Genomic DNA, 24,621 nt, shown 5'->3' on the forward strand with positions numbered 1-24,621 from the left:
CCGGACGGTCGGTATGATCATGTAAACGGGGCATTGCACCGCCACATCCCCGGCTTGCAGCAGGTCGTCTCGACCGCGAATCGATCCCTTGTCACGCGATTCCCGGCGACCGTATCGACAGCAAATGCCGGGAGTTCCCTGGAAATTGGGGGTGCACCCATGCAGCAGAAAGAATACCTTCTCCTACTCGGGGCCGAGCAGTATCTTCGCGAACGGGCCTTCTCGGGGGCGAAGCAGGCCGTCGACCTTCCCGTCTGGGCGGCCGCGGAAGATCCCGTACGCAAGCTGAACCGCACGTTCGACAACATGCTGACGGCCGACCCCAAGGACCCGGAATCCCTGCTGAGGGCCATCCGCGCGCACTCCGCCCAGGGCTGGCATCCCCGGATCGTCGTTCCGCTCAACGACTGGACGGTGGATTCGGCGAACACCGTGAACCGTGCCCTGGGGCTGGGCGGACTGGACGCCACGGTGGTGACCAACGCCCGGAACAAGCACGCCATGAAGCAGACCCTGCTCGCCGCCGGCGTGCGCACTCCGCGATCCGAACTGGTGGAGTCCGAAACGGAATTGCTCGACGCCATCGAGGCCATCGGGCTGCCCGTGGTCATCAAGCCGTACGACTTCGGCGGCAGCGGCGGGGTCGTCCTGGCCACCACGCGCGAGGAGGCGGTCGCCGGTCTCGCGGAGTCCAAGGCCGTCATCGCGCAGTACGAATCGTCGTTCAACATCAGCGGCGACAAATACCTCGTCGAGCAGCTCGTCGACTCCGACGACGAGGTGTCCGTCGAGGTCCTCTGCGGTGCCGACCGAGCGCAGGTCCTCGCCGTGACCGAGAAGTACCTGTCCCCGCGCCCCTGGTTCGCCGAGGTCGCCCACCTGGTGCCGAGCCACCGCACCGGCGACCCGGAGGTGACCGACCTCGCCGTACGGGCCTGTACGGCGCTGGGCATCGACCGGGGCCTCGCCCATGTGGAGATCAAGTTCGGCGCGGACGGGACGCCCTGGGTGATCGAGGTGGCCGCCCGGCCGGGCGGCGACGGGATCATGGACCAGGTGGAGCGGGCCTACTCGCTCAACCCCTACCGGCTGCACATCGGCTCGTACCTGGGGGACGACCTCCTCGACCTCGTCGCCGCCGCGGTGCCCACCAGGACCTCGGCGATCGCGTTCCTCAAGGCCGCGCCCGGGCGGATCCAGGAGATCGTCGACGGGAAGCCGCTGCCGCCCGAGGTGCGGAGCGTCAACATCAGCGCCAGGCCCGGCGATCTCTCCCAGGCCGCCGTCAAGAACTGGAGCACCAGGGAGGGCCTCATCGAACTCGAATGGGACGAGCTGTTCGGCGAGAAGACCCTGCTGCCGGTGACCATGGCGAAGGAGCTGTCCGACCAGATCTTCATAACCGGTGGGACGGTCGGCGAGTGAAGCGGTACACGCTCTACTCCGCTCTCTACCGATTCTTCAACGGAGTGGTGCTGCTGCTCCTGAACTGGCACATCGCCTCCTCGCAAGGGGGAGGCTACGACGCGCTCGCCATCGCGACCGCGCTCTCCTTCATCCCGGCCGTCTTCGTTCCGCCGCTGATCCGCTTCAGCCCGATCACGGGCGGGGCCAGGATGACCGCCGTGGGGCTCGCCGGGGTCTCCCTGTCGCTGATCCTGATCGCGATCGGCTACGACCACGTACAAGTGGTCGTCGCCCTGAACTTCGTGCTGTGGATCTTCTTTTTCTTCCTGGAATCGAGCTGGGAGGTGTGGTTCAACGACGAGGCGGCCGGGCTCGACGGTGCCGCCCTGCGCAAGCACAGCTCGCTGACCATGACCGTCAACCAGGTCGCGCTCATGGTGGGTCCGCTGTTCGCGCCGCTGTTCACGAAGGTGATCCGGGCCGAATGGGTGCTGGTCGTCTGCGCCGGCCTGTTCGCCGTCGTCGCGGTCATGAGCCTGGGATCGCACCGGCCCGCGGCCGTCGCGGAGCAGACGGAGAAGGAGGCCGGACAGGAGGGCGCGGGCGGTCTCAGAGCCCTGTACCTCCTCGCCTTCATGCTCATCTGGCCCATCCTGGGAACGTTCAACTTCATGCTGCCGCTGCAGGCCCTCGAGCACGGCGGAAGCATGTTCACCGTCGGAATCCTGGACATGCTCCTCGGCATCGGAATGGCTGTCGCGGGAGCCTTCCTGCATCGCCTCACCAAGAACCAGGACATGCGCTGGGTGCTGGTCGGAGCCACCGTCGCCGTGGTCGGCGCGATAGCGATCTGGCTCTTCGTCCCGGCGTTCGGGGTACCGCAGATGATCGCCGTCTTCGCCCTCGGCGGCGCTTTCGGCTCGCTGCGGGTCATCCTTCGCGCGGAAGCGGCAGCGGCCTTCTCGCCGCGACAGGTCGGCGCGATCGTGGCGAACGCCAACGCCTGTTCACTCGTGCTGCTGGCCGCGGTCCTGGCGGGCGGCAGGTTCTTCGCCTCCCAGATCTGGCTGGCCCCGTTCGCGCTGACGCTGTTGTTCGTCCTCGCGTTCCACCGAATTCGCAAGGCCCGGAGCATTCAACTCATACCGACCGAGGTGTCCGCGTGACATTACTCATCGATTCCCGAGGCGTTCCACATCTTGTCGAACAGCCGTCGGACCTGGAGTCCGTAGAGAACGCGATCGTTCAATTGGTGTCGATGACACTGGAGCATGAACGATGTCGTCGTTCCGATGATTTTACACCGCCCGTGGCACTCCAACTCATGCTCGCCGTGGACCTTTTGTGCTCCATGGAGCGCCCGGCGGTCATGGAGGCCGCGACGATCTGCGCCTCCCTCAAGGAGACCGGCCCGACCGAGGCGCGGACCGTGGCGATGCTCTCCGCCATCGACTTCTGGACCGCCGGGGATCTCGTCGCCGCCCGGAACGGCTTCCAGACCGTCGTCGACACGTATCCAGGGGATGCCGTGTCGGTCTTCGCCGTCCACATGCTGGATTTCTACATCGGCGACGTGCCGCACATGCTGGCGTCGATAACGGAGGCCGTCGAGTTCTTCGCGGCCGACGACCCGGCCATCGGCTATCTGCACGGCCTGTACGGATTCGCGCTCGAGGAGAGCGGCCGGTTCGAGGCCGCGATCGAACGCTGCCGGGTCGCACTGGAGCTGAACCCCGACGACATCTACGCGATGCACGCGATGGTGCACTGTCTCTACGAGACGGGCCGCCACGAGGAGGGTTCCCGCTACATCCGCGAGTACATGCGCGGCCGGGACGGCTCGACCCCCATGCGTATCCACATCTGGTGGCACTACGCACTGTTCGAGCTCTACGCGGACAACATCCAGGAAGTCCTGGCGTGTTACCGCTTCGGCATACGCAGGAAGACGTCACCGCGGTCGACCGAGGACCTGGACGCCGTCACGCTGCTCTGGCGTCTCGCCCTCGTCAAACCCTCGCTCGACCTCTCCGCCTATTGGCAGTCGCTCTACCAGGACTGGAAACCGTACCTGGACGAGAACTGGTACCTCTTCAACGACTTCCACGCGTACCTCACCTACTGCCAGGCCGGGGAGTACGGCCGTGCCGACTCCCTTCTGGAGGCGGTCCTGGCGCGCGGCAAGGAGGTGCCCGAGGAGATGGCCGACATATTCCTCGGCTTCCGGTCCTTCACGACCGGCGACTACGCCGACGCCTCCGCCCGACTGGCCAGGTCCTTCCGGCGTTCGTCCCCGATGGGGGGCAGCAACGCCCAGCGCGACGTCATCGAGCTCACGGCGATCGAGGCCGCTCTCCGTTCCCGGAACTACGAAGTCGCGCGGCGCATTCGCGAGACCGGCCGGATCTTCCGGCACCGGAGCCCCGTACTCCAGCAGTACGAAGACCGCCTGGAAGCTCTTCGCACATCCGATCACCACACACAGGGGGAAAACTGAAATGAGCCTTTACCAGACGATTCTCGACGAGACCGCTCCCGAGGGAATGCGGCTGACCTCGATCGAACTCGCCGACCGGAACACCGTGTGGCAGCTGGACGGTTCGGCCGGCTTCGCCGTCAAGGTGACCCGGGGACGAGCGGCGATCTTCAAATGCGAGAAGGCCGCGGCGCTGACCGTGGAAGCGCTCAGGGAGTGTTGCGCGCCCTTCGGGGTCGGCGAGGCGGTCGAGTGCGACGAGACGCAGTACATTCTGGCGGTCGGTCTTCTCGATGACACCGAGCTCATGGTCGTGGGCGCGGACGCGGACGTCACCGCCTCGGCGGTGGAGTTCTCGCCCACCAGCGATGACGTACGGAGCATCGCCGGCTCGATCGGCGACTACTACTACGGCTACGAGGACCGCTACCGGACCGTGTACGAGAACGGCGCCGAACTGTGGGAATCGGCGGAGCCGAACGCTTCGCTCCTCCAGATGATCCAGGAGCGCCCGGACGTCTTCTCGGGGCGGATCATCGACCTGGGATGCGGCGAGGGCCGCGACTCCCTGTACCTGCTGTCACAGGGCCACGACGTCGTCTCGGTCGACGTGTCGCACACGGCCCTGGCTCGCGCGCGCGAGCGGGCCGCCGCCGCGAACCTGGACGCCTCGGGGTTCGTGGAGCGCGACATCATCTATCTGCGCGGCTTCGAAGAGAACAGCTTCGACCTCGCCATGAACATGGGCTGCCTCCACATGCTCGTCGACGACGAGCAGCGGGGACGCCACATCTCCCGCGTCTTCGACATCCTCCGCCCGGGCGGGCACTTCATCGTGGACCACTGCGCGAGCGAATGGGGGAAGGGCTTCTTCTCCGTCCCGGACTACGAGGACGTCGCCGCCGACTTCGTGCCGGGCAAGGTGATGACCAGGAGGATCCGGGTCGAGGACGGCGAGAAGAACATCGGCCTGGAGGTGCTCCCCTTCTCGGAGCGGTCCGGTGACGCCCTGGCCGAGGAGATCGGCCGGTACGGCTTCAGCCTGGTGAGCAGCGTGCACACCAACACCGAGGCGTTCGGTTCTTCGTCGATGCTCCTGTTCCGGAAGCCGGCCGACGGGGCACCGGGTTCGCCTCGCGCATGACCGGGCGTACCGGGGGACATCATTGTCCTCATGAGTAGACCACCGGATGGATTGCCCCTCTACCGCGTCCTGACCGGCACGGACGACGCCGGGTTCTGCCGACGGGTGAGCGAAGCGCTGAGCCTCGGCTACGAACTGCACGGAGGCCCAGCCATCACCTACAACGGTGAGGGCGTCATCGTCGCCCAGGCGGTGCTCTGGCCGGCACGGTCGTAGGGCCCCGGGGAGGGCCGGTGGCCGGGCGCCCCGACTCCGCGGCGGATACGGACTGAGAGTCCCGTCCGCGCGGGTCGGGGCGCCCTTCCCGGCAGCGGGGCCGGCTAGGCCGAAGCGGTCGCCGTGACGTCCTGCGACAGGTAGTCCACGCAGGCGTCGGTGAGACAGCTCAGGCTGTCCACGACGGGGACCGGGAAGATGTCGTGGTCCCTCAGCGCCGTGAGATCCGTGCACCCGTACAGCACGGCATCGATGTCGGCCGGGAGCGCGGCGGCGTACTCGCGCATGGCGGCGGCCGGTTCGTCGGGGTTCGCGAAGCGGAGCAGGTCCATGATCGCCGTCTGTACGACATGCTGGCCGGCCTCGTCGGGAGCGACGATCTCCACCCCGAACTCGGCGGCGCGCTCGCTGTAGAGGCCGGACCGCACGGTGGCCGCCGTGGCGAGCAGGAGGACACGGCGGTACCCGGAATCGCGGAGGCGGCCCAGCGCCGCTTCGACCATGTCGAGCAGGGTGACGTCGCGGTCCCGCACCAATGGCCTGAGGTAGGTGTGCAGCGTGTTGCACGCCAGCCCCACACATGTGGCACCGGAGGCTTCCAGCACGTCCAGCGACTGGGTCAGCAGGCGGTCGACCTCGGATTCCTCCGTGGTGTCGAAGTGGCCTCTGACGAAAGCCTGTTCAAGTTCGGCCGGGAGCGGGATGCTGTGCATCACCACATCCGGATAAGCGCCGTCCAGACGCGACTGGTATTCGGCCACGACCCTCATGTAGAGGTCGGAGGAGGCGTCCGGTCCGACACCGCCGATGAGGCCGAACCGTCCGGGCGTCTGCTGGACGGCGGGCTTTAAGAGTGAATTGGTCATGATCTCGACCTGCCATTGTGCAAAGGGAATGGGAAAAGTCGGCTAAGCCGCACGGCGGCGTGACAGCAGGTGCCGGGCGAACGCGATCACCAGAAGTGCCGTGGTCGCGCTCAATGTCGCCAGGAGCTGGGTCCGGGCGGTGGCGTCGCTGCACATGAGCAACAAGATCCCGCCCATCGCCGCTATCGCGAGCCAGGACAGATACGGAAAGCCCCACATACGGACCACCAGCAGATCCGGTGATTCCCGTTCCAGGCGCCTGCGCAGTATCACCTGTGAAACGGCGACCGCGATCCATACGACGAGCAGCGCCCCGCCGGCCGACTCGAGGAGATACTCGAATACGGTGTCCGGCCACCAGTAATTGAGCAGCACGGCGAAGAACCCGAATCCTGCCGAAGCGGCGACCGCCGGCCGGGGCGTGCCGCCGGCCGAGGTCTTCGTCAGCGCGCGCGGAGCGATTCTCCGGTCGGCCAGGGAATAGATCATGCGCGACGCGCCGTACATGCTCGCGTTCAGCGACGACAGCAGTGCCACCAGGATGACGACATCCATGATGTGGGCCGCCGCGGGTACCCCGATCTGATCGAGCATCGCCACGAAGGGGCTGCGTCCCACGACCGATGAGTCCCACGGCAGCAGCGTGACGATGACGGCGATGCTGCCGACGTAGAAGACCAGGATCCGGAACACGGCGCTGCGTACGGCCCGCGCCACCGAACCGGAGGGGTCGGTGGACTCGGCGGCCGCGATGGTCACCACTTCCAGACCGCCGAAGGAGAACAGCACGGCCAGGACTCCGGTGGTCACCCCGGTGGTGCCGTGCGGCAGGAAGCCTCCGTGGCCGGTGAGGTTGGTGAGTCCGGGTGCCGCACTGCCCGGCAGCACACCGGCGATCGCCGCCACGCCGAGTCCGAGGAAGACGACGATCGCCGCGACCTTGAGCCCGGCGAACCAGAACTCGAACTCGCCGAAGGAGCTCACCGCCAGCAGGTTCAGGGCGGTGAAAAGGAGCATGACGGCCAGCGTGAACGCCCACTGGGGGACCATCGGCAGCCAGGAGTTCAAGGTTTTCGACGCCGCCGTGGCCTCGGCCGCGATCGCCACGCAGAGCGCCCCCCAGTAGAGCCACCCGACGGTGAATCCCGCCCACTTGCCCAGGGCCTTTTCCGCGTATACCGAGAAGCTGCCGCTGGACGGCATGGCGGCGGCCAGCTCGCCGAGCATCCGCATGATGAGGATGGCCAGTCCTCCGGCGACCGCGTAGGAAAGGAGAATGCCCGGCCCGGCGACGCGGATGCCCGCGCCGGAACCGACGAACAAGCCCCCTCCGATCACCCCTCCGAGGGCCAGCATGGTCATGTGCCGCGGTCGTAGGCCGGTGCCGAGGCGAGTTGGGTCAGCGCTTGCGTCGCTGTCGTCCGATAAGGAATCCGTTGCCCGGCCGGCGGGTGGTGCCGTCGGCCTGGTGGTAGCCATCGAAGATTTCCCCCTCGTCATTCATCGATATGCGCTCCTGTGACGGTGGCCACTGTCACGGAAGCCGATGAGTGTAGCCACCATGATCATGAGCGTAGCCGAGCAGGCGTCATTTATCGATGAGTTCGGGAGGCGGGCGGCGCCATGCCCGGACGGATGATTGCCGCCCGTTTCCCGGAATTCCCGAAGCGCCCCTGAGCGAAGGGGAGTTGAGCTATTGGACTCACACCACGTCGTCCGCCAGTTCCGCAACTCCCGTGATGCGGTGCAGCGGATACGTCCGTACCTCGTCCGCCGTGTGGTCGTACGCCGTGACGAAGCCGCCCTCCACGCGGATGGGGGCGATGACGCGCTGGCTGGCGGCGCCCTCCGCGTTGACGTAGCCGATCCAGACGGCGGCGCCGGTGAGGACGGCGGCCTGGACCGTGGCGAGGGTGTCGGCGGACGTGGTGCGGGGCAGCCCGCCGTCGGCGGGGGCCGGGGCGGCGACGGGCTTGCGCTCGGCCGTGGCGGCCAGGTCCCCCGCCCGGACGGCGCGGACGGCCGCGCCCAGCAGCGTGGCGTCGGGGACGGGCGGCCCGTCCGGGACGGGCGCCGGGGCGGTGCGCGGCGGCGTGCGGTGAGCGTCGGCGCGGCTGATCACCACGTCGCCCTCGGCGGATTCGGCCGCCGGCGCGTACCCCATCGCCCGCAGCCCCTCCAGCAGCGCGTCGGGCGCGACCTGCGCCGCCAGGACCGTCCCGGCGAGCCGGCGCAGGCGCAGCGGCGCCGAGCGGCGGTCGGCGAGGATCTCGCCGAGCACCGCCTCGTCGTCGCAGCGCAGGTACGACGACGCCGCGCCGACCCGCAGCCGCCCGTGCCGCCGGGCCACGTCGTCCACCAGATAGGTGAGCGGCTGCGGCACGGGCGTCCGCGAGTGCGCGGCGAGGAACGCGTGGAGATCGGCCGCCGTACGGCCCGCGTCCAGGGCGCGGCGCACGGACTCGGGGGTGAAGCGGTAGACGGTCGCACCGCCCTTGGACTCGATGTCCGCGAGCACCCCCAAAGCCTGCGCGAGCGGGCGCCGCAGCGGGCCGGGGGCGACGGCGGTCAGGTCCGCCTGGAGCAGGACGTGGTCCAGCGGTTCGGGCAGCAGCGGGGCGAGCAGGCCGGGGGCCCCGGCGGGGTTGTCTAGCAGGGCCCGGCCGGGCGCGGAGAGCGCGCCCCGGTTCGTCACGCCCAGCAGCTCCGCCTCGGCCAGCGCCCAGCGGGCCAGCCGTGAACGGGTGTCCTCGGGAGCGTCCGCGCCCGCCGCGCGCGGCGGCCGCTCCCAGCGCAGCCGGGCCAGCAGCGTCTCCTCGGCCACGGACGCCCCGGCGGGCAGAGTGGCGAGGAGGGTCAGCACCCGGCGGCGGACCTCGGGGGCGGGGGAGCGGTCGAGGTCCGGGCCGAGGGCGGAGAGCGTCCGGCCCTTGGCGTCCCTCTCGCCCGTGAGCGCGGGCGTGCGGGTCATGGCCAGCCACGCCGTCGCCAGGTGCAGCCAGCGGCGCTCGGCGGGCAGCGGCAGCCAGTCGTCGTAGGCGGGCGTCGGGGCGTAGCGCTCGTCGACGTCGCCGTCGGCGGCGAGCAGGCCCGCCGCGTACGCCAGCTCGGCCCAGAACGCGGCGGCCGTCTCGGTGGTGTCCAGCCGGGCCGCGGTGCGCTTGAGGTCCCGTACGCTCAGGCCGCCCGCGCGCAGTACGAGCGGGCCGGCGGTCTCCCAGTCGGCGAGGAGCTCCTCGACGGTCGTGAGCGCGGTGAACGCCTGGCCGGCGGCGGCCGCGTCGACGACCCGGTCCGAGTGCTCGGTGACGGGCGCGAGGGCGGGAGCGACCGGTTCGGGCGCGCGGTGCGCCAGCCCGGCGCGCAGGTGGAGGGCCACCTCGCGGGGCAGGACGACGCTGCCGGGAGTGACGGTCAGCAGCAGGCCCCGGTCGAGGAGCCAGCGCAGATGCGGGGCGGGCGTGGCGGTGACCGTGCCGTAGGGCGGGCCCCACTGGAGCCTGCCGAGCACGGCCAGGGACTCGGCGGGGGCTCCGGAGAGCAGCGCCGCCATGCGCTCGCGGTCCTCGAAAAGGGAGGTCAGCGCTGCCACGGCGGTTACCGGATCGTGGGTCGCGGGCAGCCCGGCCGTCGCGATGATCTGCTGGAGCCGTCCGGGTGACATCCCGGCCGTCACCTCGACGACGCTGGGGCCCAGCCCGGTGGGGGAGGGGTGGCCGGCGGACGGCGCGAGGAGCTCCCGGGCGGTCCGGACGAGCCGCAGCCGGTCCTCGCCGCCCCAGACCAGGGCCGTCTCGCGCAGTGTGGCGACGGCACGGGGGAGCTCGGCCGCGACCCGGGGGTCATCCGGTCGGTCGCCGTTCATCAGTGCGGCGAGCGTCCCGTACGGGCAGGGGTCGGGGGCCACGGCCAGCGCCTCGGCGACCTGGAGCGCGAACCGGTCGAGCCGGTCCAGCGCCCGGACGACGGAGGCCCGGGTGGCGGCGCGGGTGGCGAGCTGGGTGAGGTCGCCGGGCACGGGACTGAGCAGGTCGGGCCGGGCGCGCAGGAGATCGGCGAGGGCGTCGTCGGGCCGCACCCGCAGCTCCTCGGCGAGTGTGCGCGGCGCCGCCGCCGTACCGCCGCCGGTGCTGCCGTTCTCCCGCGAAGTGGTCATTCTGTTTACGGTACCGGGTCGGCGTGCCGCGGCCCGGGGTTCACCGGCTTCGTCAGGGCTTCGTCCGGCTTCGTCCGTGACGGGGTGCCGGCGGGGGCGGAACCGGTACCTTCGGTGGGGTTCGACGGCTCGTGCGGCCTTGGGGGCTTCGGTGGGGATCGAGAGCGATCAGCTGGTTTACGACTATCTGAGCAGGGTCGGGGACCTCGCCCAGAGACAGTCGCTCACCTCCGGTGACCGGATGCGGCTGGTCTCCCGGCTGCGCGCCGAGATCGAACGCCGGCGCGCGGCCGAGGGCGCCGACACCCCCGCCGCCGTGCGGCGCATCCTCGACGGGCTGGGCACGCCGTCGGAGGCGGTGGCGGGCGGGGCGACAGGAGCGACGGGCGTGGCGCCCGACGCGGGGCGGGTGCCGGCGCAGCGCCGGGCCGACGCCGAGGAGGCGGTGCCCTCCGTGCCGCGCGCGCCCCGGCTCGGCGGGCCCGGGTCGCCGCCGCACCTGGCGACGGAGGAGGAGCTCGGCCCGTCGAGGGACTGGTGGCGGGTGGAGCCGGGCCCGTTCACGAAGACGGACCCGTTCGCGAAGGGGGACGGGGGTGGCGTCGGGGACGCCGTCCACGGGTTCACCGGGGGGATCGAGATCCCGGACATGCTGAAGCCGCCGCCGGTGCGGCAGCCGGAGCGGCCGGAGGCCGAGCCCGTCACGGCCGAGTCCGGGACGGAGGCCGGCGAGGACGATGCCCCTGGCGGCGACCGCCGCTTCAGCTTCTGGCGCTCCAAGGAGGGCGTCCCCATGAGCCCGCTCCTGCTGCTCGTGGCCGTCCTGCTGGTCGCCGGGGCGATCCTCGGCAACTGGCTGGTGCTCGCGGCGGGCTGGGCCCTGGCCTACGCGACGCGCCGCCTCACGCAGACGGAGTCGAAGTGGGCCGTCATGGGCGTCCCAGGCCTGGCGGTGGCCGGCGCGGTGGTCTGGCTCTGGGGTCGCACGGAGGGCCGCTGGGGCGACCCGATACCGCAGGGGGCTATGGCGTCGGCCCTGGCGGAGACGTGGCCGGTGGTGGTGAAGGTGGCGGCGGTGGCGTCGGCGGCGTTCGTACTGTGGCGGGCGCGGCGGCCGGGCTGATTTCAGCCTGTCCGGCGTTTGAGGACCGGGGGTCCGGGGGCGGAGCCCCCGGGAAACGGGAAAGGGCGGGTCCGGGGCCTGCTCACCCCTCCCACGGCCTCCCCGGCACGATCAGCGGCCCGCCCGTCACCGGGTCCGGTACGACCACCGACTCCAGGCCGAAAACCTCCCGCACGAGCTCCGCCGTCACCACCTCCGACGGCCGTCCCTGCGCCACCACCCGTCCCGCCTTCATGGCGACCAGATGGTCCGCGTACCGCGCCGCCTGGTTCAGGTCGTGGAGCACGGCCACTACCGTCCGCCCCCGCTCGTGGTTGAGGCGCCGGACGAGGTCCAGGACCTCGACCTGGTGGGAGATGTCCAGGTACGTCGTCGGCTCGTCGAGCAGCAGCAGATCCGTCTCCTGGGCCAGTGCCATCGCGATCCACACCCGCTGGCGCTGCCCGCCGGAGAGTTCGTCCACCTGACGGTCCGCGAGCGCGGCGACGTCCGTGCGGGCCATGGCGTCGGCGACGGCCCGCTCGTCGTCCTCGGACCACTGCTGCCACCACCGCTGGTGCGGTTGCCGGCCCCGGGCGACGAGGTCGGCGACGGTGATGGCCTCGGGCGCCACGGGGGTCTGGGGCAGCAGCCCCAGCGATCGGGCGACCCGCCGGGTGGGGACGCGGGCGAGGTCCTCGCCGTCCAGCAGCACCGACCCCCGCGCGGGCTTCAGCAGCCGCCCCAGCGCGCGCAGCAGCGTCGACTTGCCGCACGCGTTGGGGCCGACGATCACCGTGACCTCGCCGTCCGGGACGTCCAGGTCCAGGCCCTCGACGACCGTGCGCTCCTCGTAGGAGAGCGTCAGGTCCCGGGCGCCGAGCCGGCTCGTGGCACGCACAGAAGTCTCGACGGTCACGCTTTCCCTCCCGTACGCCCGCGGGCGATCAGCCAGATCAGATACGGCGCCCCCACGGCCGCCGTGAGGACGCCCACCGGCAGCTGGGTGGGCTCCAGGAGCTTGCGCCCCAGCAGGTCCGCCGTCACCACGATGAACGCGCCCAGCAGCGCCGAGCCCAGCAGCGGGATCTGCGCGGTGCGGGTCATGCGGCGGGCGATCTGCGGGGCGAGCAGCGCCACGAAGTCCACCGGCCCGGCCGCGCCCGTGGCGACGGAGGCGAGGACGACGCCGAGGCCCACCAGCCCCAGCCGGGTCCGGTTCAGCCGGACGCCCAGCGCGGTCGCGGTGGCGTCGTCCAGCGACACCGTGCGCTGGGCCCGCGCCGCCCAGCAGATCGCGGGCAGGGCCGCCAGCAGGGTCCAGGCGAGCGGTGCCGCCTCGTCCCAGCCGCGGGCGCCCAGGGAGCCCGTCAGCCACACCTTGGCCTGCTGGGCGACGAGATAGTCGCCCTTGGTCAGGAACAGATGGGTGACCGAGCGCAGGGCGACGGCGAAGCCGATGCCGACGAGCACGAAGCGCGCGGCCTGGAGCCCGCCCCGCCACGCGAAGGCGTAGACGAGGCCCGCCGCGAGCAGTCCGCCCGCCACCGACAGATACGGCAGGGTGGCGTACGAGGTGATCCCGAAGGTCATCGCCCCGACCGTCAGCGCCCCCGCGCCCTGGCTGACCCCGATGACGTCGGGGCTGGCCAGCGGGTTGCGGGCGACGGTCTGGATGAGCGCCCCGGCCACGCCGAAGGCCGCCCCGGCCAGCAGGCCCACGGTCATCCGGGGCAGCCGGGCGGTGCCCACGGCGAACTCGGCCTGCGACGGCTGCCCGAGGAGCACCTTCACGACCTCGCCCGGCGAGGTGTTCGGCATGCCCAGGCACAGGCAGGCCAGGCACGCGCCGGCGAGCAGCACGGTCAGCCCCAGGGCGACGGCCGTGGCGCGCCGGTGGACGAGGAACGAGCCGCGGCCGACTCGTACCAGGGCGTACCCGTACGGCTTCGTGGCCGTCGGTATCGCGCTCACGCCGCCACCGCCTTGCGGCGGACCAGCGTCACCAGGAAGGGCAGGCCGAGCAGCGCGGTCATCACCCCGGACGGCACCTCGCCCTCGGTGTAGATCACCCGGCCGAGGACGTCGGCGGTCAGCAGGATCACGGGGCCGAGCAGCGCGGCCATGGGCAGCACCCAGCGGTGGCCGGTGCCCACGAGCGCGCGGGCGATGTGCGGGACGGCCAGGCCCAGGAAGGCGATCGGGCCGGCGGCCGCGACCCCGGCGCCGGTGAGGACGGTGGCGCCGAGCCCGGCGGTGATCCGGACGAGCCCCACGTTGCTGCCCAGGCCCTTAGCCATGTCCTCGCCCAGCGCGAGCGCGTCCAGGCCCCGGGCGGACGCCAGCACCAGCGCCGCGCCCGCCAGCAGGAACGGCCAGAGCTGCCCGGCGATGGCCGCGTCGCGCCCGGCGATCGAGCCGACCTGCCAGAAGCGGAACTCGTCCAGCGCCGACGCCCGGGTGGTCAGGACGCCGGAGATGACGGAGACCAGCAGCGCGTTGATCGCGGCCCCGGCCAGCGCCAGCTTCACCGGCGAGGCCCCGCCGCGCCCGCGCGTGGCGACGGCGTAGACGCCCACGGAGGCCACGGCGGCGCCCACGAAGCCGAACCAGACGTAGTCGCTCAGCCGGTGCAGCCCCGCCGCCGTCATGGCGACGACCACGCCCAGCGAGGCGCCCTGGCTGATGCCGAGGACACCCGGGTCGGCGATGGGGTTGCGGGTGATGCCCTGGAGCGCGGTGCCGGCCAGGGCGAGGGCCGCGCCGACCATCACCCCGACCAGGGTGCGCGGCACTCGGAAGCTGCGCACGGTCACGGAGTCGGGATCCGTGCCGCCGTGCAGCAGCGCGTCGAGGACGTGGGAGGGAGCCACCGGGCGGCTGCCGACGGCGAGGCTGAGGAGGGCCGCGACGAGCAGGGCGGCGAGCGCTGCCGCCATCCAGCCGACGCGGCGGCGGACCGAGGACGGTCCGGGGCTGCTGATCGGGACGGCGGCTGACATCGCTTCCAAAACGGCCGGCCCCAAAAGGGTCGGCAGATCGATAAACCGGCATTGCGGCCAGGAGGGCCTCAATGCCGCGAACGGTTGTGGTTAGGCGAGGCTAAGTGTACGGGTGGGGTACCCGGCACAATGTGGGGCATGACCCCGTATCCGAGCACGCCCCCGCGCACGGACCACCGGTACGCCTTCACGGTCGGCTTCGACCTCGATCTGACCCTGGTCGACTCGCGGCCCGGCATCAGGGCCGCCTACGCGGCGCTCGCGGCCGCCACGGACACCCACATCGACCTCGACCTGGTCATCAGCAGACTGGGCCCGCCGCTCGTCGAGGAGCTGCGCAACTGGTTCCCGGAGGAGCGGATCGCCGAGGCCAACGCCCTCTACCTGGCCGGCTACCCCGAGCACGGCATAGCCCCCTCGCCCGCGATGCCCGGCGCGCTCGCGTCCCTGGCCGCCATCCGGGAGCTGGGCGGCCGGTCCATCGTCGTCACCGCCAAGAACCCCCGTAACGCCCGGCTCCACCTGGACCACCTGGGCATCGACGCCGAGGAGCTCATCGGCGACCTGTGGGCCGAGGACAAGGCCCTGGCTCTGCGCGCCCACGGCGCCTCCGTCTACGTGGGCGACCACATCGGGGACGTGCGCGGCGCGCGGAAGGCCGGCGCGCTCGCCGTGGCGGTGCCCACCGGGCCGTACGGCGTGGCCGAGCTGCGCGCGGCCGGGGCGGACGTGGTCCTGCCCGGCGGCCTGACCGACTTCCCGGCCTGGCTGCGCGGCCACCGCGCCGGCTCGGCGGGCTGACGGGGGCCTGACGGGGGGTCCGACGGGGCCGGCTCGCGGGCCGGCTCGCGGACCGGCTCGCGGACTAGCTCGCGGACTCCATCGCTCCGCGCGCCTCACGGCGCTGCTCGGCGATGGAGCGCAGCACGCCGGCCCCGGAGATCACAAACCCCACTCCCATCAGCATGCAGACGAAGTACGCTGCGGGCGGCAGGGGATCGGCGCCGAGGAACAGCGGGGCGACCGTGGCCAGAGTGGCCACCGCACCGACGAGAAAGACGACGGCTCCGGTCCGTACCAGCAGATCCCCGGCTCGGGGCGTTTCGCTACTCACCTGACCAGGGTAGATCCCAGGGCGGCGGTATGGCGGCCGGATGACGACGAACAGATCGGACGCGCAGAGGTACGACCCGAGGACGTCTTGTCACCGGGCCCGGGACCATTAGCCTTGGGGGTAGCGGGTCTTGCGGCCCGCTGTAGTGCTATCCAGAGCTGTTTTTCTCTTGATTGCAGCGATTTTTCAGCTTTTGCGGTTTGCGCTTTCCGGTATCCGCAACGAGACACGAGGACGAGGACAGACGTGCCTACCGGCAAGGTCAAGTGGTTCAACAGCGAGAAGGGCTTCGGCTTTCTCTCCCGCGACGACGGCGGAGACGTCTTCGTGCACTCCTCGGTGCTCCCGGACGGGGTCGACGCCCTCAAGCCCGGCCAGCGCGTGGAGTTCGGCGTGGTGGCGGGCCAGCGCGGTGACCAGGCGCTGTCGGTGACCCTGCTCGAAGCCCCCCCGTCGGTCGCCGCCGCGCAGCGCCGCAAGCCCGATGAGCTGGCCTCCATCGTCCAGGACCTCACCACGCTCCTGGAGAACGTCACCCAGCAGCTCGAGCGCGGCCGCTACCCCGACAAGGCCTCCGGCTCCAAGATCGCGGGCATGCTGCGCGCCGTCGCCGACCAGCTGGACGTCTGACGCGGTCATGGGCGGCCCTGGGGGCCACCCATGACGATCCGGCCGTTTTCCGTCGCGACGGATTCAGGCGATCGCGACGGATTCAGGCGATTCAGACGAAGTCGAGCGCGTCCGGGCCGAGGGGAGGTACGAGCCCCTCGGCCGCGGCGCGCGTCAGCAGCCCGCGCACGGCGGCGTAGCCCTCCTCGCCCAGGCCCGCGGTGAACTCGTTCACGTACAGCCCGATGTGCTGGTCCACCACCGCCTGGTCCATCTCCTGGGCGTGCGCCAGGACATACGGACGGGAGGCCGCCGGATCGTCCCAGGCCAGCCGCACGGACGTGCGCGCCGCCTCGGCCAGCTCCCGCAGCCGCTCGGCGCCCAGCGAGCGCTTGGCGACGATGGCGCCCAGTGGAATGGGCAGGCCCGTGGTGGTCTCCCAGTGCTCGCCCATGTCGGCGAGCTTGCGCAGACCGTAGTCCGCGTAGGTGAAGCGGGCCTCGTGGATGACCAGACCGGCGTCCACCTTGCCGTCCCGCACGGCCGGCATGATCTCGTGGAAGGGCAGCACCACGACCTCGCCGACCCCGCCGGGGACCTCGGCGGCCGCCCACAGCCGGAACAGCAGATAGGCGGTCGAGCGCTCGCTCGGCACCGCCACCGTCTTCCCCGCCAGCTCCGCCGCGCTCCCGGCCTCCCGGGTCAGCACCAGCGGGCCGCAACCGCGCCCCAGCGCCCCGCCGCAGGGCAGCAGCGCGTACTCGTCCAGCACCCACGGCAGCACCGCGTAGGACACCTTCAGCACATCGAATTCACCGCGCTCGGCCATGCCGTTGGTGACGTCGATGTCCGCGAAGGTGACGTCCAGGGCCGGCGCGCCGGGGATCCGGCCGTGTGCCCAGGCGTCGAAGACGAAGGTGTCGTTGGGACACGGCGAATAAGCGATCTTGAGCGGCGCGCTCATGTCAGCCCCCCTGAACAGGCAGCGAATCGGTCGGCAAATCAGACGGCTGGCCCCATACCGGAAAAAGGCTTACAAACGCACCGGTGAGCGCGCGCAGCGCCTCCCCGATGCGCCAGGCGCCCTTGTCGCGCGGCCCCACCTCGTTGGACACCGCACGCAGCTCCAGCACGGGCACCCCATGGGCCGCCGCGGCCTCGGCGACGCCGAAGCCCTCCATGCCCTCGGCCACCGCGCCCGGGTGACGGACGGCCAGCTCCCCGGCCCGCTCGGCGGTGCCGGTGGCGGTGGACACGGTCAGCACCTCGCCGCGCACCGCGCCGGTCGCCCCGGCCACGGCCCGTACGAGCTCCTCCGCGACCCGGTGGGAGTGCGAGCCGAAGCCCAGCTCGGTGACCGACAGGAAACCGCCGTCACCGGACTGGGCGCCCAGGTCCGCGGCGACCACCGCGTCGGACACCACCAGGGCCCCGACGGGCGCGACGGGCGCGAAACCGCCCGCGATGCCCGCCGAGACCACCAGTCCGTAGGGGTCGCCCGCGAGCGCCGCGGCGGTCAGCGCCGTCGCCGCCCCGGCCGCGGCCGCGGCCGGGCCGACACCGGCGGCCAGCACGTCGCACACCACCGCGCCGCCGTCCGGCACCACCCGGTGCAGCACGGCGCCGCCGGGCAGCGGGAACTCCCGCCGCTCCGGCGCGGCGGCGGTCACGGCGTCACGTTCCGCCGGGACGGCGGTGACGACGAGGACACGCACCGGTCGCGGGGTCAGGACTCGCGCTCGATGCTGAAGTTCCAGACGCCCAGGGCCTTGCCCGTGCTCACCTCGACGATGCTGACCTGGGTCTTGGCGGTCGCGCCGCCGCCCTGGCCGCCGGCGAAGAAGGCGCTGGCCGGGATCGTCCGGTACGTCTTCTTGTTCGGCTCCTGCTCGGCGGGCTGGCCGTTGATGAAGATGGTCCAGCCCTCGTCGGCGATCTTCGGGTCGACACCGAAGCGGAGCTTGTCCTCCATCGACGCCTTGACGGTCTCCCCGGCGCTCTCCTTCAGGCAGGAGGCGACCTTCTCGTTGCCGAGGGCGTTGCCGTCGTCGTAGCAGGCGGCCTCGGAGGTCACCGTGGTCGAACCGACGGTCACGGTCGCCAGCGGCGTGGGCTTGTCGCAGGCGGTGAGGGCGACGAGCCCGAGGGCCACGGCCCCGACGGCGGCAGCGGCGCGGCGGCGCTTGCCGCGGCCGAGCTCCCCGGAGGCGCGACCCGACACCGCGAGGTCATCAGTAACGGTCATGCGGGCAGGCTATCGGGCCCCTCGCATCAGGCCACGCGCGGGTGCGGCGAGCCGCGCCGGGCGGCCGCCAGCAGCCCCCGTACGGCAGTGGCCACCCCCAGCGCCAGGAACGCCGCCGCCACCGACATCCCCACCGCGCCATTGAGCGGCAGCAGGATCCCGATGGCCCCGCCCACCACCCAGCACATCTGCAGCAGTGTCTCCGAACGGGCGAACGCGGACGTCCGCACCTGCTCCGGGACGTCCCGCTGAATGAGGGAATCCAGCGACTGCTTCCCCAGCGCCTGCGAGATCCCCGCGACCGCCGCCACCACGACCACCATGAACGCCCCGAACAGCGCCGCCGCCACGACCGTCGTCCCCAGCGTCACCGACAGCACCAGCGCGATCATCTTCTCCGGCCCGCGCGAGCGCAGCAGCGCCGCCATGGCCGTCCCCAGCGCGTTCCCCGTGCCCGCCGCCACCGCGACGACACCCAGCGAGGCCGCCGGGCCCAGCCCGCCCACCGGATGCACCCGCAGCAGGAACGCCAGGAAGAACGTCAAGAACCCCGACAGCATCCGCAGCGCCCCATTGGCCTGCAGCCCGTGCAGCACCGACGCCCCCACCGTACGCAGCCCGGGCGCCTTGGCCCTTCCCCGCCGCCGGGCCTCCGGCGCGGTCAACCGGGCCCGCGCCTCACCCTTGGCCGAGTCCACCTTGGGCGGCAGCGAGAACGACAGGTACGTCCCGAACGCGAACACCACGCACGCCCCGTACAGCGGCCACTGCGGCCCCAGCTGATGCAGCCCCGCACCCAGCGGGGCCGCCAGGCCCGTGGCCAGCAGGCCGCCCAGCGTCACCCGGGAATTCGCCTTCACCAGCGCGATCCGCGGTGGCAGCAGCCTCGGCACCACGGCCGAGCGCACCACCCCGTACGCCTTGGACGCCACCAGCACGCCCAGCGCCGCCGGATACAGCTCCAGCCCGCCGGTCGCCACCGCGCCCGACATCATCAGCGCCAGCAGCGCCCGCGCCAGCATCGCGGAGGCCATCGCCGCCCGCCGGCCGTGCGGCACCCGGTCCAGCAGCGGACCGATCACCGGGGCCAGGAAGACGAACGGCGCCATCGTCACCGCCAGGTAGAGCGCCACCCGCCCCCGCGCCTGATCCGTGGGCACGGAAAAGAAAACGGTCGACGCCAAGGCGATCGTGATCAACACGTCACCGGCCGAATTCACCGCGTGGAGCTCGATCAGCTTGCCCAGGCCCGACTCGCCCGCGCCGTGCGCGTGCGTCGCCCGGCGCACGCCGCGCGCCGCAACCCGGAAAGGGGCGCGCAGCACCCGGCCGGCGCCCCGGGCCGTACGGCGGAGCGGACCGCCCTCGGCTGACCGGATGGCTCCCACCACGCCATACTGCCCCAACTGACACCGCGCATGGCACTTTCGCCTTGTTCACGGGGCGCGCCCGTGACGACGCGCCGGTGCCGCACACGACGACGCGCCGGGCTCGCCGAAGCCCGGGTATCCCCCGGGCGGCCGCGCGGGGTAGCGTGCGTAGCGCGCCACCGGCCGCAGCTCTTGGCCGCACCCCGAGTCCCCATCCCGCAGAATGGGTGATGACAGGTGCGCCCGAGGCCGTCGGGCGCGGACGTCGACGCGGCCCAGCGGTCCGCTCCGTCCGCAGGCCCGATCGTTCGGCTGGCGCACTCGTGAGACGGCGTGGAAGAGAGAATCGATTCTTGTGAGTGCTGCGATGCGAAGCCGTACCCCGGACCGCCTGTGCGCCGAGGCGGTCGAACTCGCCCGGGCGGCCGCCGAGGAAGCGGCCCTGCCGGGCAAGGTCGGCGACCACGTCGAGGTCGTCGCCGACGGGGACCGCGTCGTCACGCACTACTTCCTCTGCGAGGACCCCGGCTACCGGGGCTGGCGCTGGGCCGTCACCGTCGCCCGCGCCTCCCGCGCCAAGGCCGTCACCCTTGACGAGACCGTCCTCCTGCCCGGCTCCGACGCCCTCCTCGCCCCCGAGTGGGTGCCCTGGAGCGAACGGCTGCGCCCCGGCGACATGGGCCCCGGCGACCTGCTCCCCACCGACGCCGAGGACCTCCGCCTGGAGCCGGGCCTCATCGGCGACGAGGAGCCGCCGCCGAACTCCGCCGTCTCCGCCGAGATGGCCGAGCTCGTCGAGGCCGAGGACGCGGACGTCACGGCCGGCTCCCCGCGCAGCCTGCCCGCCGCGCCCCGGCGCGGCTCCATCGCGGCCCTCGCCGAGGAACTCGGCATGCGCCGCGCCCGGGTCCTCTCCCGCTACGGGCTGCACACCGCCGCCGACCGCTGGGACGAGTCCCACGGCTCCAAGACCCCCATGGCCCAGGCGGCCCCCGCGTCCTGCGTCAGCTGCGGCTTCCTCGTCCCCATCGGTGGCTCGCTCGGCCAGGCGTTCGGTGTCTGCGCGAACGAGTTCGGGCCGGCGGACGGGCACGTCGTCTCCCTCTCCTACGGGTGCGGCGGGCACTCGGAGGCCGCGGTCATGCCGCGGCCGCCGCGGCCGGCTCCGCCGGTGATCGACGAGACGCGGGTGGATGTCCTCCCGCTGCGGGAGGGCGACACGGCGGATGCCGCGTCCGAGGACGATCTCGGGCACTCCTAGGGTTTCCGGGTGCGCCCGGGTTTTTCCGCGCCTCCGGCGCGGTTCTACCCCACCCACCCGCCCGATCACCCGGAACCGGATTGCCCGGGTACGGGGCGAGCCGGCGGGGGCACCCCCGGGTAGTGACGTGAGGGGGCGGGGTGGGGCGGACGGGTCCTTGCGGAGCGTAAAGAGCTCTTCGCCGCTGGTGCCCGATACGGGGTAACCCTCACCGAAGTGGCAGGCACCGCGAAGAGGTCAGCCCCGCGAGGGCCCGTCCGCCCCACCCCGCCCCCGACCCACGACGCACCCCGCGGAAACACGACGCACCCAGACACAGGGAGAACGCAGACGTGAGCTTGGACCCCTTCGGCACCGCCCGCCTGCGCCGCGGCGTACTGGACTCCTGGGTCACCTCCCCCGCCCGCTTCCGCGAGGACGCCAACGCCGAGGAGGACCTCGCCCTCGGCGGCTACCGCGACCGCCTCGTCGTAGAGCTGGCCCAGAACGCCGCCGACGCCGCCGCCCGCGCCGGCGTCCCCGGCCGCCTCCACCTCACCCTGCACGCCGCGAACGCCGGCACCCCCGCCACCCTCGCCGCCGCCAACACCGGCGCCCCCCTGGACGCCACCGGCGTGGAGTCCCTCTCCACCCTCCGCGCCTCCGCCAAGCGCGACGAGGGCACCCGGGCCGCCGGCCGCTTCGGCGTCGGCTTCGCCGCCGTCCTCGCCGTCACCGACGAGCCCGCCCTCGTCGGCCGCACCGGCGGCGTCCGCTGGTCCCTGGCCGAGGCCCGCGCGCTGGCGGCCGAGGCTGCCTCCGGCAGCCCCGCCCTCGGCGGCGAGCTCCGCCGCCGCGAGGGCCACGTACCGCTCCTGCGCCTGCCGTTCCCCGCCGAGGGCGCGGTGCTCAACGGCTACGACACCGTCGTCGTCCTCCCGCTCCGCGACGGCGCCGCCGAGGACCTGACCCGCCGTCTGCTCGCCGCCGTCGACGACGCCCTCCTCCTCACCCTCCCCGGCCTCACCGAGGTCGTCATCGAGACCCCGGACGCACCGCGCCGCGTCCTGACGCGCCACCAGAAGGACGACCAGGTCGTCATCGAGGACACGACGGCCGACAGCACCAGGACAACCCGCTGGCGCGTCAAAACGGCCGCCGGCCCCCTCACCCCCGACCTCCTCGCGAACCGCCCCGTAGAGGAGCGCCTGCGCCCCCACTGGTCGGTCACCTGGGCCGTCCCCGTCGCCCCCGACGGCGCCCCGGAGCGCCCCCGCACGGCCCCCGTCGTCCACGCCCCCACCCCCACCGACGAGCCCCTGGGCCTGCCCGCCCTGCTCATCGCGAGCTTCCCGCTGGAGCCCACCCGCCGTCACACGGCCCCCGGCGCCCTCGCGGACTTCCTCACCGACCGCGCGGCCGAGACGTACACGGCCCTGCTGCGCGACTGGCACCCCGTCGGCACGGGCACCCTCGACCTGGTCCCGGCGCCGCTGGCGACGGGCGCCCTGGACGCGGAGCTGCGCCGCCGCGTCCTGGACCGGCTCCCGGACGTACCGTTCCTGCCGAGCGCGGCGGCGGCCACGCCGCCCGGCGGCGAGCCCACCCCGCCCCCGGGCGCGGGGATCGAGGGCATCCCGTGGACGGAGGCCCCGGACGCGTCGACGCAGCGCCCGGACGGTCCGGCGCCGGCCGCGTCGGCACCCGCTCCCACGTGGGACGACGACCCGTTCAACCAAAGCACCCCCGCAGCCACCCCCCTCCGCCCGCGCGATGCCGAGCTCGTAGAGGGCGCGGGCGCGGCGACCGTGGCCGTCCTCGGCGAGCTGTTCCCGAGCCTGCTCCCCGCCGGCCTGGAGCGCCGCCAGGAGCTGCGCGCCCTGGGCGTGCCGCGCGTGCCGCTCGGCGAGGTCATCGACCGGCTCGCCGGGGCCGAGCGCCCGGCGGACTGGTGGTGGCGGCTCTACGACAGCCTCGCGGGCGTGGACCCGGACCGGCTGACGGGTCTGCCCGTACCGCTGGCGGACGGCCGTACGGCGATCGGTCCGCGCCAGGTGCTGCTGCCGCTGCCGACGGCCGAAGCGACCGGCCCGGTGGCGGAGGCACCGGCCCCGGAACACCTGGCCCGCCTGGGCCTGAAGGTCGCCCACCCCGACGCGGCGCACCCCCTGCTGGAGAAGCTGGGGGCGACCCCGTCGTCGCCCCGCGCGATCCTGACGACGCCGCAGGTGCGGGCCGCGGTGGCGGCGTCCCTGGACGCCGGCGAGGTCTGGGACGACGAGGAGACGCTCGACAGCGAGGCCCTCGCCGACATCGTCCTCGCCCTCGTCCGCGACGCGGACCTGGCGCCCGGTGACGAGCCGTGGCTGGCGGCCCTGGCTCTCCCCGACGAGGACGGAGAGCTCGCCCCGGCCGGTGAACTCGTCCTCCCCGGCAGCCCGTTCGAGCAGGTCATCCGCCCGGGAGAGCTGGCCGCGTGCGACGCGGAGCTGGCCGGGCGCTGGGGCGAGCGGCCGCTGACGGCGGTCGGCGTGCTGGCCGACTTCGCGCTCGTCCGCGCCGCCGACGTCGTCCTCGACCCGGACGAACTGGAGCCGCGCGACGGCGACTTCGCCGAGCCCGACGACGCGGGGCTGCTCGACGCCGTCGACGTGTGGTGCGAGGACGTCCTCGACCGGCTCCCCGACACGCCGGTGCCGCCCGTGGCCACGGAGATCGTGGCGGTCCGGGACCTGGACCTGGTCGACGACGACGCGTGGCCGCAGGCCCTCGCCCTGCTCTCCCGCCCGCCCCTGCGGGACGCGCTGACGACGCCGATGCGGATCCTGCTGCCGGACGGCACGACCGAGTCCGTACGCCCGTACACGGCGTGGTGGCTGCGCGGCCACCCCGTCCTGGACGGCCGGCGCCCGGCCGGTCTGCGGGTGGCGGGCGGCGACCCGCTGCTGGAGGGCCTCTACGAGGCGGCGGACGCGGGCGGCCTCGCCGACGAGCAGGTGCTGCGGGCGCTGGGCGTCCGCACGTCCGCGGCCGCGCTGCTGGACGAGCCGGGCGGCGCGGCGGAGCTCCTGGCCCGCCTGGCGGACCCGGCCTGCCCGGTCCGCCCGTCGCAGCTGCACGCGTTGCACGGCCTGCTCGCCGACCTGGACCCGGACGAGGTCACGCTCCCGGACGAGCTGCGGGCCGTGGTCGACGGCGAGGTGCGCGTCGTCGACGCGGCGGACGCGGTCGTCGCGGACGCGCCCGACCTGCTGCCGCTGGCGGCGGGCGTCGCCCTGCTGCCGGTCGCCCCGGAGCGGGCCGCCGCGCTGGCGGAGTTGTTGCAGGTGCGACGCCTGAGCGAGGTCGTCGCGGCGGAGGTGCCGGGCGACGAGGGCGAGGTGCGGGACGTCCCGGAGGGCGTACGCGTCCTTCTCCCGGGTGCCCCCGCCACATACGTCGAGCACGACGAACTCGTGGTCGACGGCATCGAACTGGACTGGCGCCTCGGCCAGGACGGCGTGCTGCACGCGGCGACGCTGGAGGGCGTGGCGGCGGGCCTGGCCTGGGCGGCCGGCGCGTGGTCCCGCCGCTTCGAGGCGGCGGCGCTGCTGGAGGACCCGTCGCGGACGGACGAACTGGCGCGGGCGCGCTGGTTCGACTGACGGCTACCACCCCGTGGGTACCCCACCCGT

Annotated in this window: 21 protein-coding genes; 10 read left to right on the plus strand and 11 right to left on the minus strand. The window is 72.7% G+C overall.

Annotated features, from left to right (window positions below):
* The first annotated feature begins 159 nt into the window (after positions 1 to 159).
* The 5 genes from ACFYZR_RS04345 (at position 160) to ACFYZR_RS04365 (ending at position 5,243) form a co-directional block, all read left to right on the plus strand.
* Positions 160 to 1,425, plus strand: a complete 1,266-nt coding sequence (locus ACFYZR_RS04345) for an acetyl-CoA carboxylase biotin carboxylase subunit family protein (RefSeq protein ID WP_391904807.1) — start codon at positions 160 to 162, stop codon at positions 1,423 to 1,425.
* Positions 1,422 to 2,573 carry an MFS transporter gene (locus ACFYZR_RS04350; protein WP_391904810.1) on the plus strand — a complete coding sequence of 384 codons (1,152 nt, stop codon included), beginning with the start codon at positions 1,422 to 1,424 and terminating at the stop codon, positions 2,571 to 2,573. The genes ACFYZR_RS04345 and ACFYZR_RS04350 overlap by 4 nt, the downstream gene beginning before the upstream one ends.
* Positions 2,574 to 2,716: 143 nt before the next feature.
* Positions 2,717 to 3,904: a tetratricopeptide repeat protein gene (locus ACFYZR_RS04355; RefSeq protein ID WP_391904813.1), complete on the plus strand. Its 1,188-nt coding sequence runs from the start codon at positions 2,717 to 2,719 to the stop codon at positions 3,902 to 3,904.
* 1 nt (position 3,905) lies between these two features.
* Positions 3,906 to 5,027: a class I SAM-dependent methyltransferase gene (locus ACFYZR_RS04360; protein WP_391904816.1), complete on the plus strand. Its 1,122-nt coding sequence runs from the start codon at positions 3,906 to 3,908 to the stop codon at positions 5,025 to 5,027.
* 30 nt (positions 5,028 to 5,057) lie between these two features.
* On the plus strand, positions 5,058 to 5,243 hold the full coding sequence (locus ACFYZR_RS04365; RefSeq protein WP_391904819.1) for a DUF1737 domain-containing protein: 186 nt from the start codon (positions 5,058 to 5,060) through the stop codon (positions 5,241 to 5,243).
* A gap of 104 nt (positions 5,244 to 5,347) precedes the next feature.
* On the opposite strand, the gene ACFYZR_RS04370 is transcribed toward ACFYZR_RS04365, so the two are convergent.
* The 3 genes from ACFYZR_RS04370 to ACFYZR_RS04380 all read right to left on the minus strand — a co-directional run bounded on the left by ACFYZR_RS04370 (position 5,348) and on the right by ACFYZR_RS04380 (position 10,265).
* Positions 5,348 to 6,109, minus strand: a complete 762-nt coding sequence (locus ACFYZR_RS04370; protein ID WP_391904822.1) for an aspartate/glutamate racemase family protein — start codon at positions 6,107 to 6,109, stop codon at positions 5,348 to 5,350.
* Between the two features lie 42 nt (positions 6,110 to 6,151).
* The gene (locus ACFYZR_RS04375; RefSeq protein WP_391904825.1) at positions 6,152 to 7,471 is read right to left on the minus strand and encodes an amino acid permease; all 1,320 of its coding nucleotides are present in this window, start codon (positions 7,469 to 7,471) and stop codon (positions 6,152 to 6,154) included.
* 340 nt (positions 7,472 to 7,811) lie between these two features.
* Positions 7,812 to 10,265: a helicase-associated domain-containing protein gene (locus ACFYZR_RS04380; protein ID WP_391904828.1), complete on the minus strand. Its 2,454-nt coding sequence runs from the start codon at positions 10,263 to 10,265 to the stop codon at positions 7,812 to 7,814.
* A 151-nt stretch (positions 10,266 to 10,416) separates the two neighbouring features.
* Here ACFYZR_RS04380 and ACFYZR_RS04385 point away from each other — a divergent pair, with 151 nt between their 5' ends.
* Positions 10,417 to 11,388 carry a hypothetical protein gene (locus tag ACFYZR_RS04385; RefSeq protein WP_391904831.1) on the plus strand — a complete coding sequence of 324 codons (972 nt, stop codon included), beginning with the start codon at positions 10,417 to 10,419 and terminating at the stop codon, positions 11,386 to 11,388.
* 82 nt (positions 11,389 to 11,470) lie between these two features.
* Here the strand turns inward: ACFYZR_RS04385 and ACFYZR_RS04390 are convergent, their stop codons facing one another.
* The 3 genes from ACFYZR_RS04390 to ACFYZR_RS04400 are packed head-to-tail and all read right to left on the minus strand — an operon-like array spanning position 11,471 to position 14,369.
* On the minus strand, positions 11,471 to 12,286 hold the full coding sequence (locus ACFYZR_RS04390; protein ID WP_391904834.1) for an ABC transporter ATP-binding protein: 816 nt from the start codon (positions 12,284 to 12,286) through the stop codon (positions 11,471 to 11,473).
* The gene (locus ACFYZR_RS04395) at positions 12,283 to 13,341 is read right to left on the minus strand and encodes a FecCD family ABC transporter permease (protein WP_391904836.1); all 1,059 of its coding nucleotides are present in this window, start codon (positions 13,339 to 13,341) and stop codon (positions 12,283 to 12,285) included. Before ACFYZR_RS04395 ends, ACFYZR_RS04390 begins: the two co-directional genes overlap by 4 nt.
* Entirely contained in the window at positions 13,338 to 14,369 is a 1,032-nt protein-coding gene (locus tag ACFYZR_RS04400) for a FecCD family ABC transporter permease (protein ID WP_391904839.1), read from the minus strand. Before ACFYZR_RS04400 ends, ACFYZR_RS04395 begins: the two co-directional genes overlap by 4 nt.
* 129 nt (positions 14,370 to 14,498) lie before the next feature.
* On the opposite strand from ACFYZR_RS04400, the gene ACFYZR_RS04405 reads away from it, so the two are divergent.
* Positions 14,499 to 15,170: an HAD family hydrolase gene (locus ACFYZR_RS04405; protein WP_391904842.1), complete on the plus strand. Its 672-nt coding sequence runs from the start codon at positions 14,499 to 14,501 to the stop codon at positions 15,168 to 15,170.
* A 64-nt stretch (positions 15,171 to 15,234) separates the two neighbouring features.
* Here ACFYZR_RS04405 and ACFYZR_RS04410 read toward each other — a convergent pair whose 3' ends face one another.
* The gene (locus ACFYZR_RS04410) at positions 15,235 to 15,483 is read right to left on the minus strand and encodes a hypothetical protein (protein WP_391904844.1); all 249 of its coding nucleotides are present in this window, start codon (positions 15,481 to 15,483) and stop codon (positions 15,235 to 15,237) included.
* Positions 15,484 to 15,729: 246 nt separating this feature from the next.
* Here ACFYZR_RS04410 and ACFYZR_RS04415 point away from each other — a divergent pair, with 246 nt between their 5' ends.
* Positions 15,730 to 16,113, plus strand: a complete 384-nt coding sequence (locus tag ACFYZR_RS04415; protein WP_308297247.1) for a cold-shock protein — start codon at positions 15,730 to 15,732, stop codon at positions 16,111 to 16,113.
* Positions 16,114 to 16,204: 91 nt separating this feature from the next.
* Here ACFYZR_RS04415 and ACFYZR_RS04420 read toward each other — a convergent pair whose 3' ends face one another.
* The 4 genes from ACFYZR_RS04420 to ACFYZR_RS04435 are packed head-to-tail and all read right to left on the minus strand — an operon-like array spanning position 16,205 to position 19,725.
* Complete coding sequence (locus ACFYZR_RS04420) at positions 16,205 to 17,056, minus strand: 1,4-dihydroxy-6-naphthoate synthase (protein WP_391904848.1); 852 nt, start codon at positions 17,054 to 17,056, stop codon at positions 16,205 to 16,207.
* Position 17,057: 1 nt separating this feature from the next.
* The gene (locus tag ACFYZR_RS04425; protein WP_391904851.1) at positions 17,058 to 17,807 is read right to left on the minus strand and encodes a futalosine hydrolase; all 750 of its coding nucleotides are present in this window, start codon (positions 17,805 to 17,807) and stop codon (positions 17,058 to 17,060) included.
* 11 nt (positions 17,808 to 17,818) lie between these two features.
* Complete coding sequence (locus ACFYZR_RS04430; RefSeq protein WP_391904853.1) at positions 17,819 to 18,337, minus strand: DUF2771 domain-containing protein; 519 nt, start codon at positions 18,335 to 18,337, stop codon at positions 17,819 to 17,821.
* Positions 18,338 to 18,363: 26 nt separating this feature from the next.
* A complete protein-coding gene (locus ACFYZR_RS04435; protein ID WP_391904855.1) occupies positions 18,364 to 19,725 on the minus strand; it encodes an MFS transporter in 1,362 nt (453 codons plus the stop codon).
* Between the two features lie 349 nt (positions 19,726 to 20,074).
* On the opposite strand from ACFYZR_RS04435, the gene ACFYZR_RS04440 reads away from it, so the two are divergent.
* Positions 20,075 to 20,968 carry a DUF3027 domain-containing protein gene (locus tag ACFYZR_RS04440; RefSeq protein ID WP_391904858.1) on the plus strand — a complete coding sequence of 298 codons (894 nt, stop codon included), beginning with the start codon at positions 20,075 to 20,077 and terminating at the stop codon, positions 20,966 to 20,968.
* Between the two features lie 332 nt (positions 20,969 to 21,300).
* Positions 21,301 to 24,591, plus strand: a complete 3,291-nt coding sequence (locus ACFYZR_RS04445) for a sacsin N-terminal ATP-binding-like domain-containing protein (RefSeq protein ID WP_391904861.1) — start codon at positions 21,301 to 21,303, stop codon at positions 24,589 to 24,591.
* Positions 24,592 to 24,621 lie beyond the last annotated feature (30 nt).

Source organism: Streptomyces sp. NPDC001678, assembly GCF_042892945.1.
Lineage (GTDB): Bacteria > Actinomycetota > Actinomycetes > Streptomycetales > Streptomycetaceae > Streptomyces.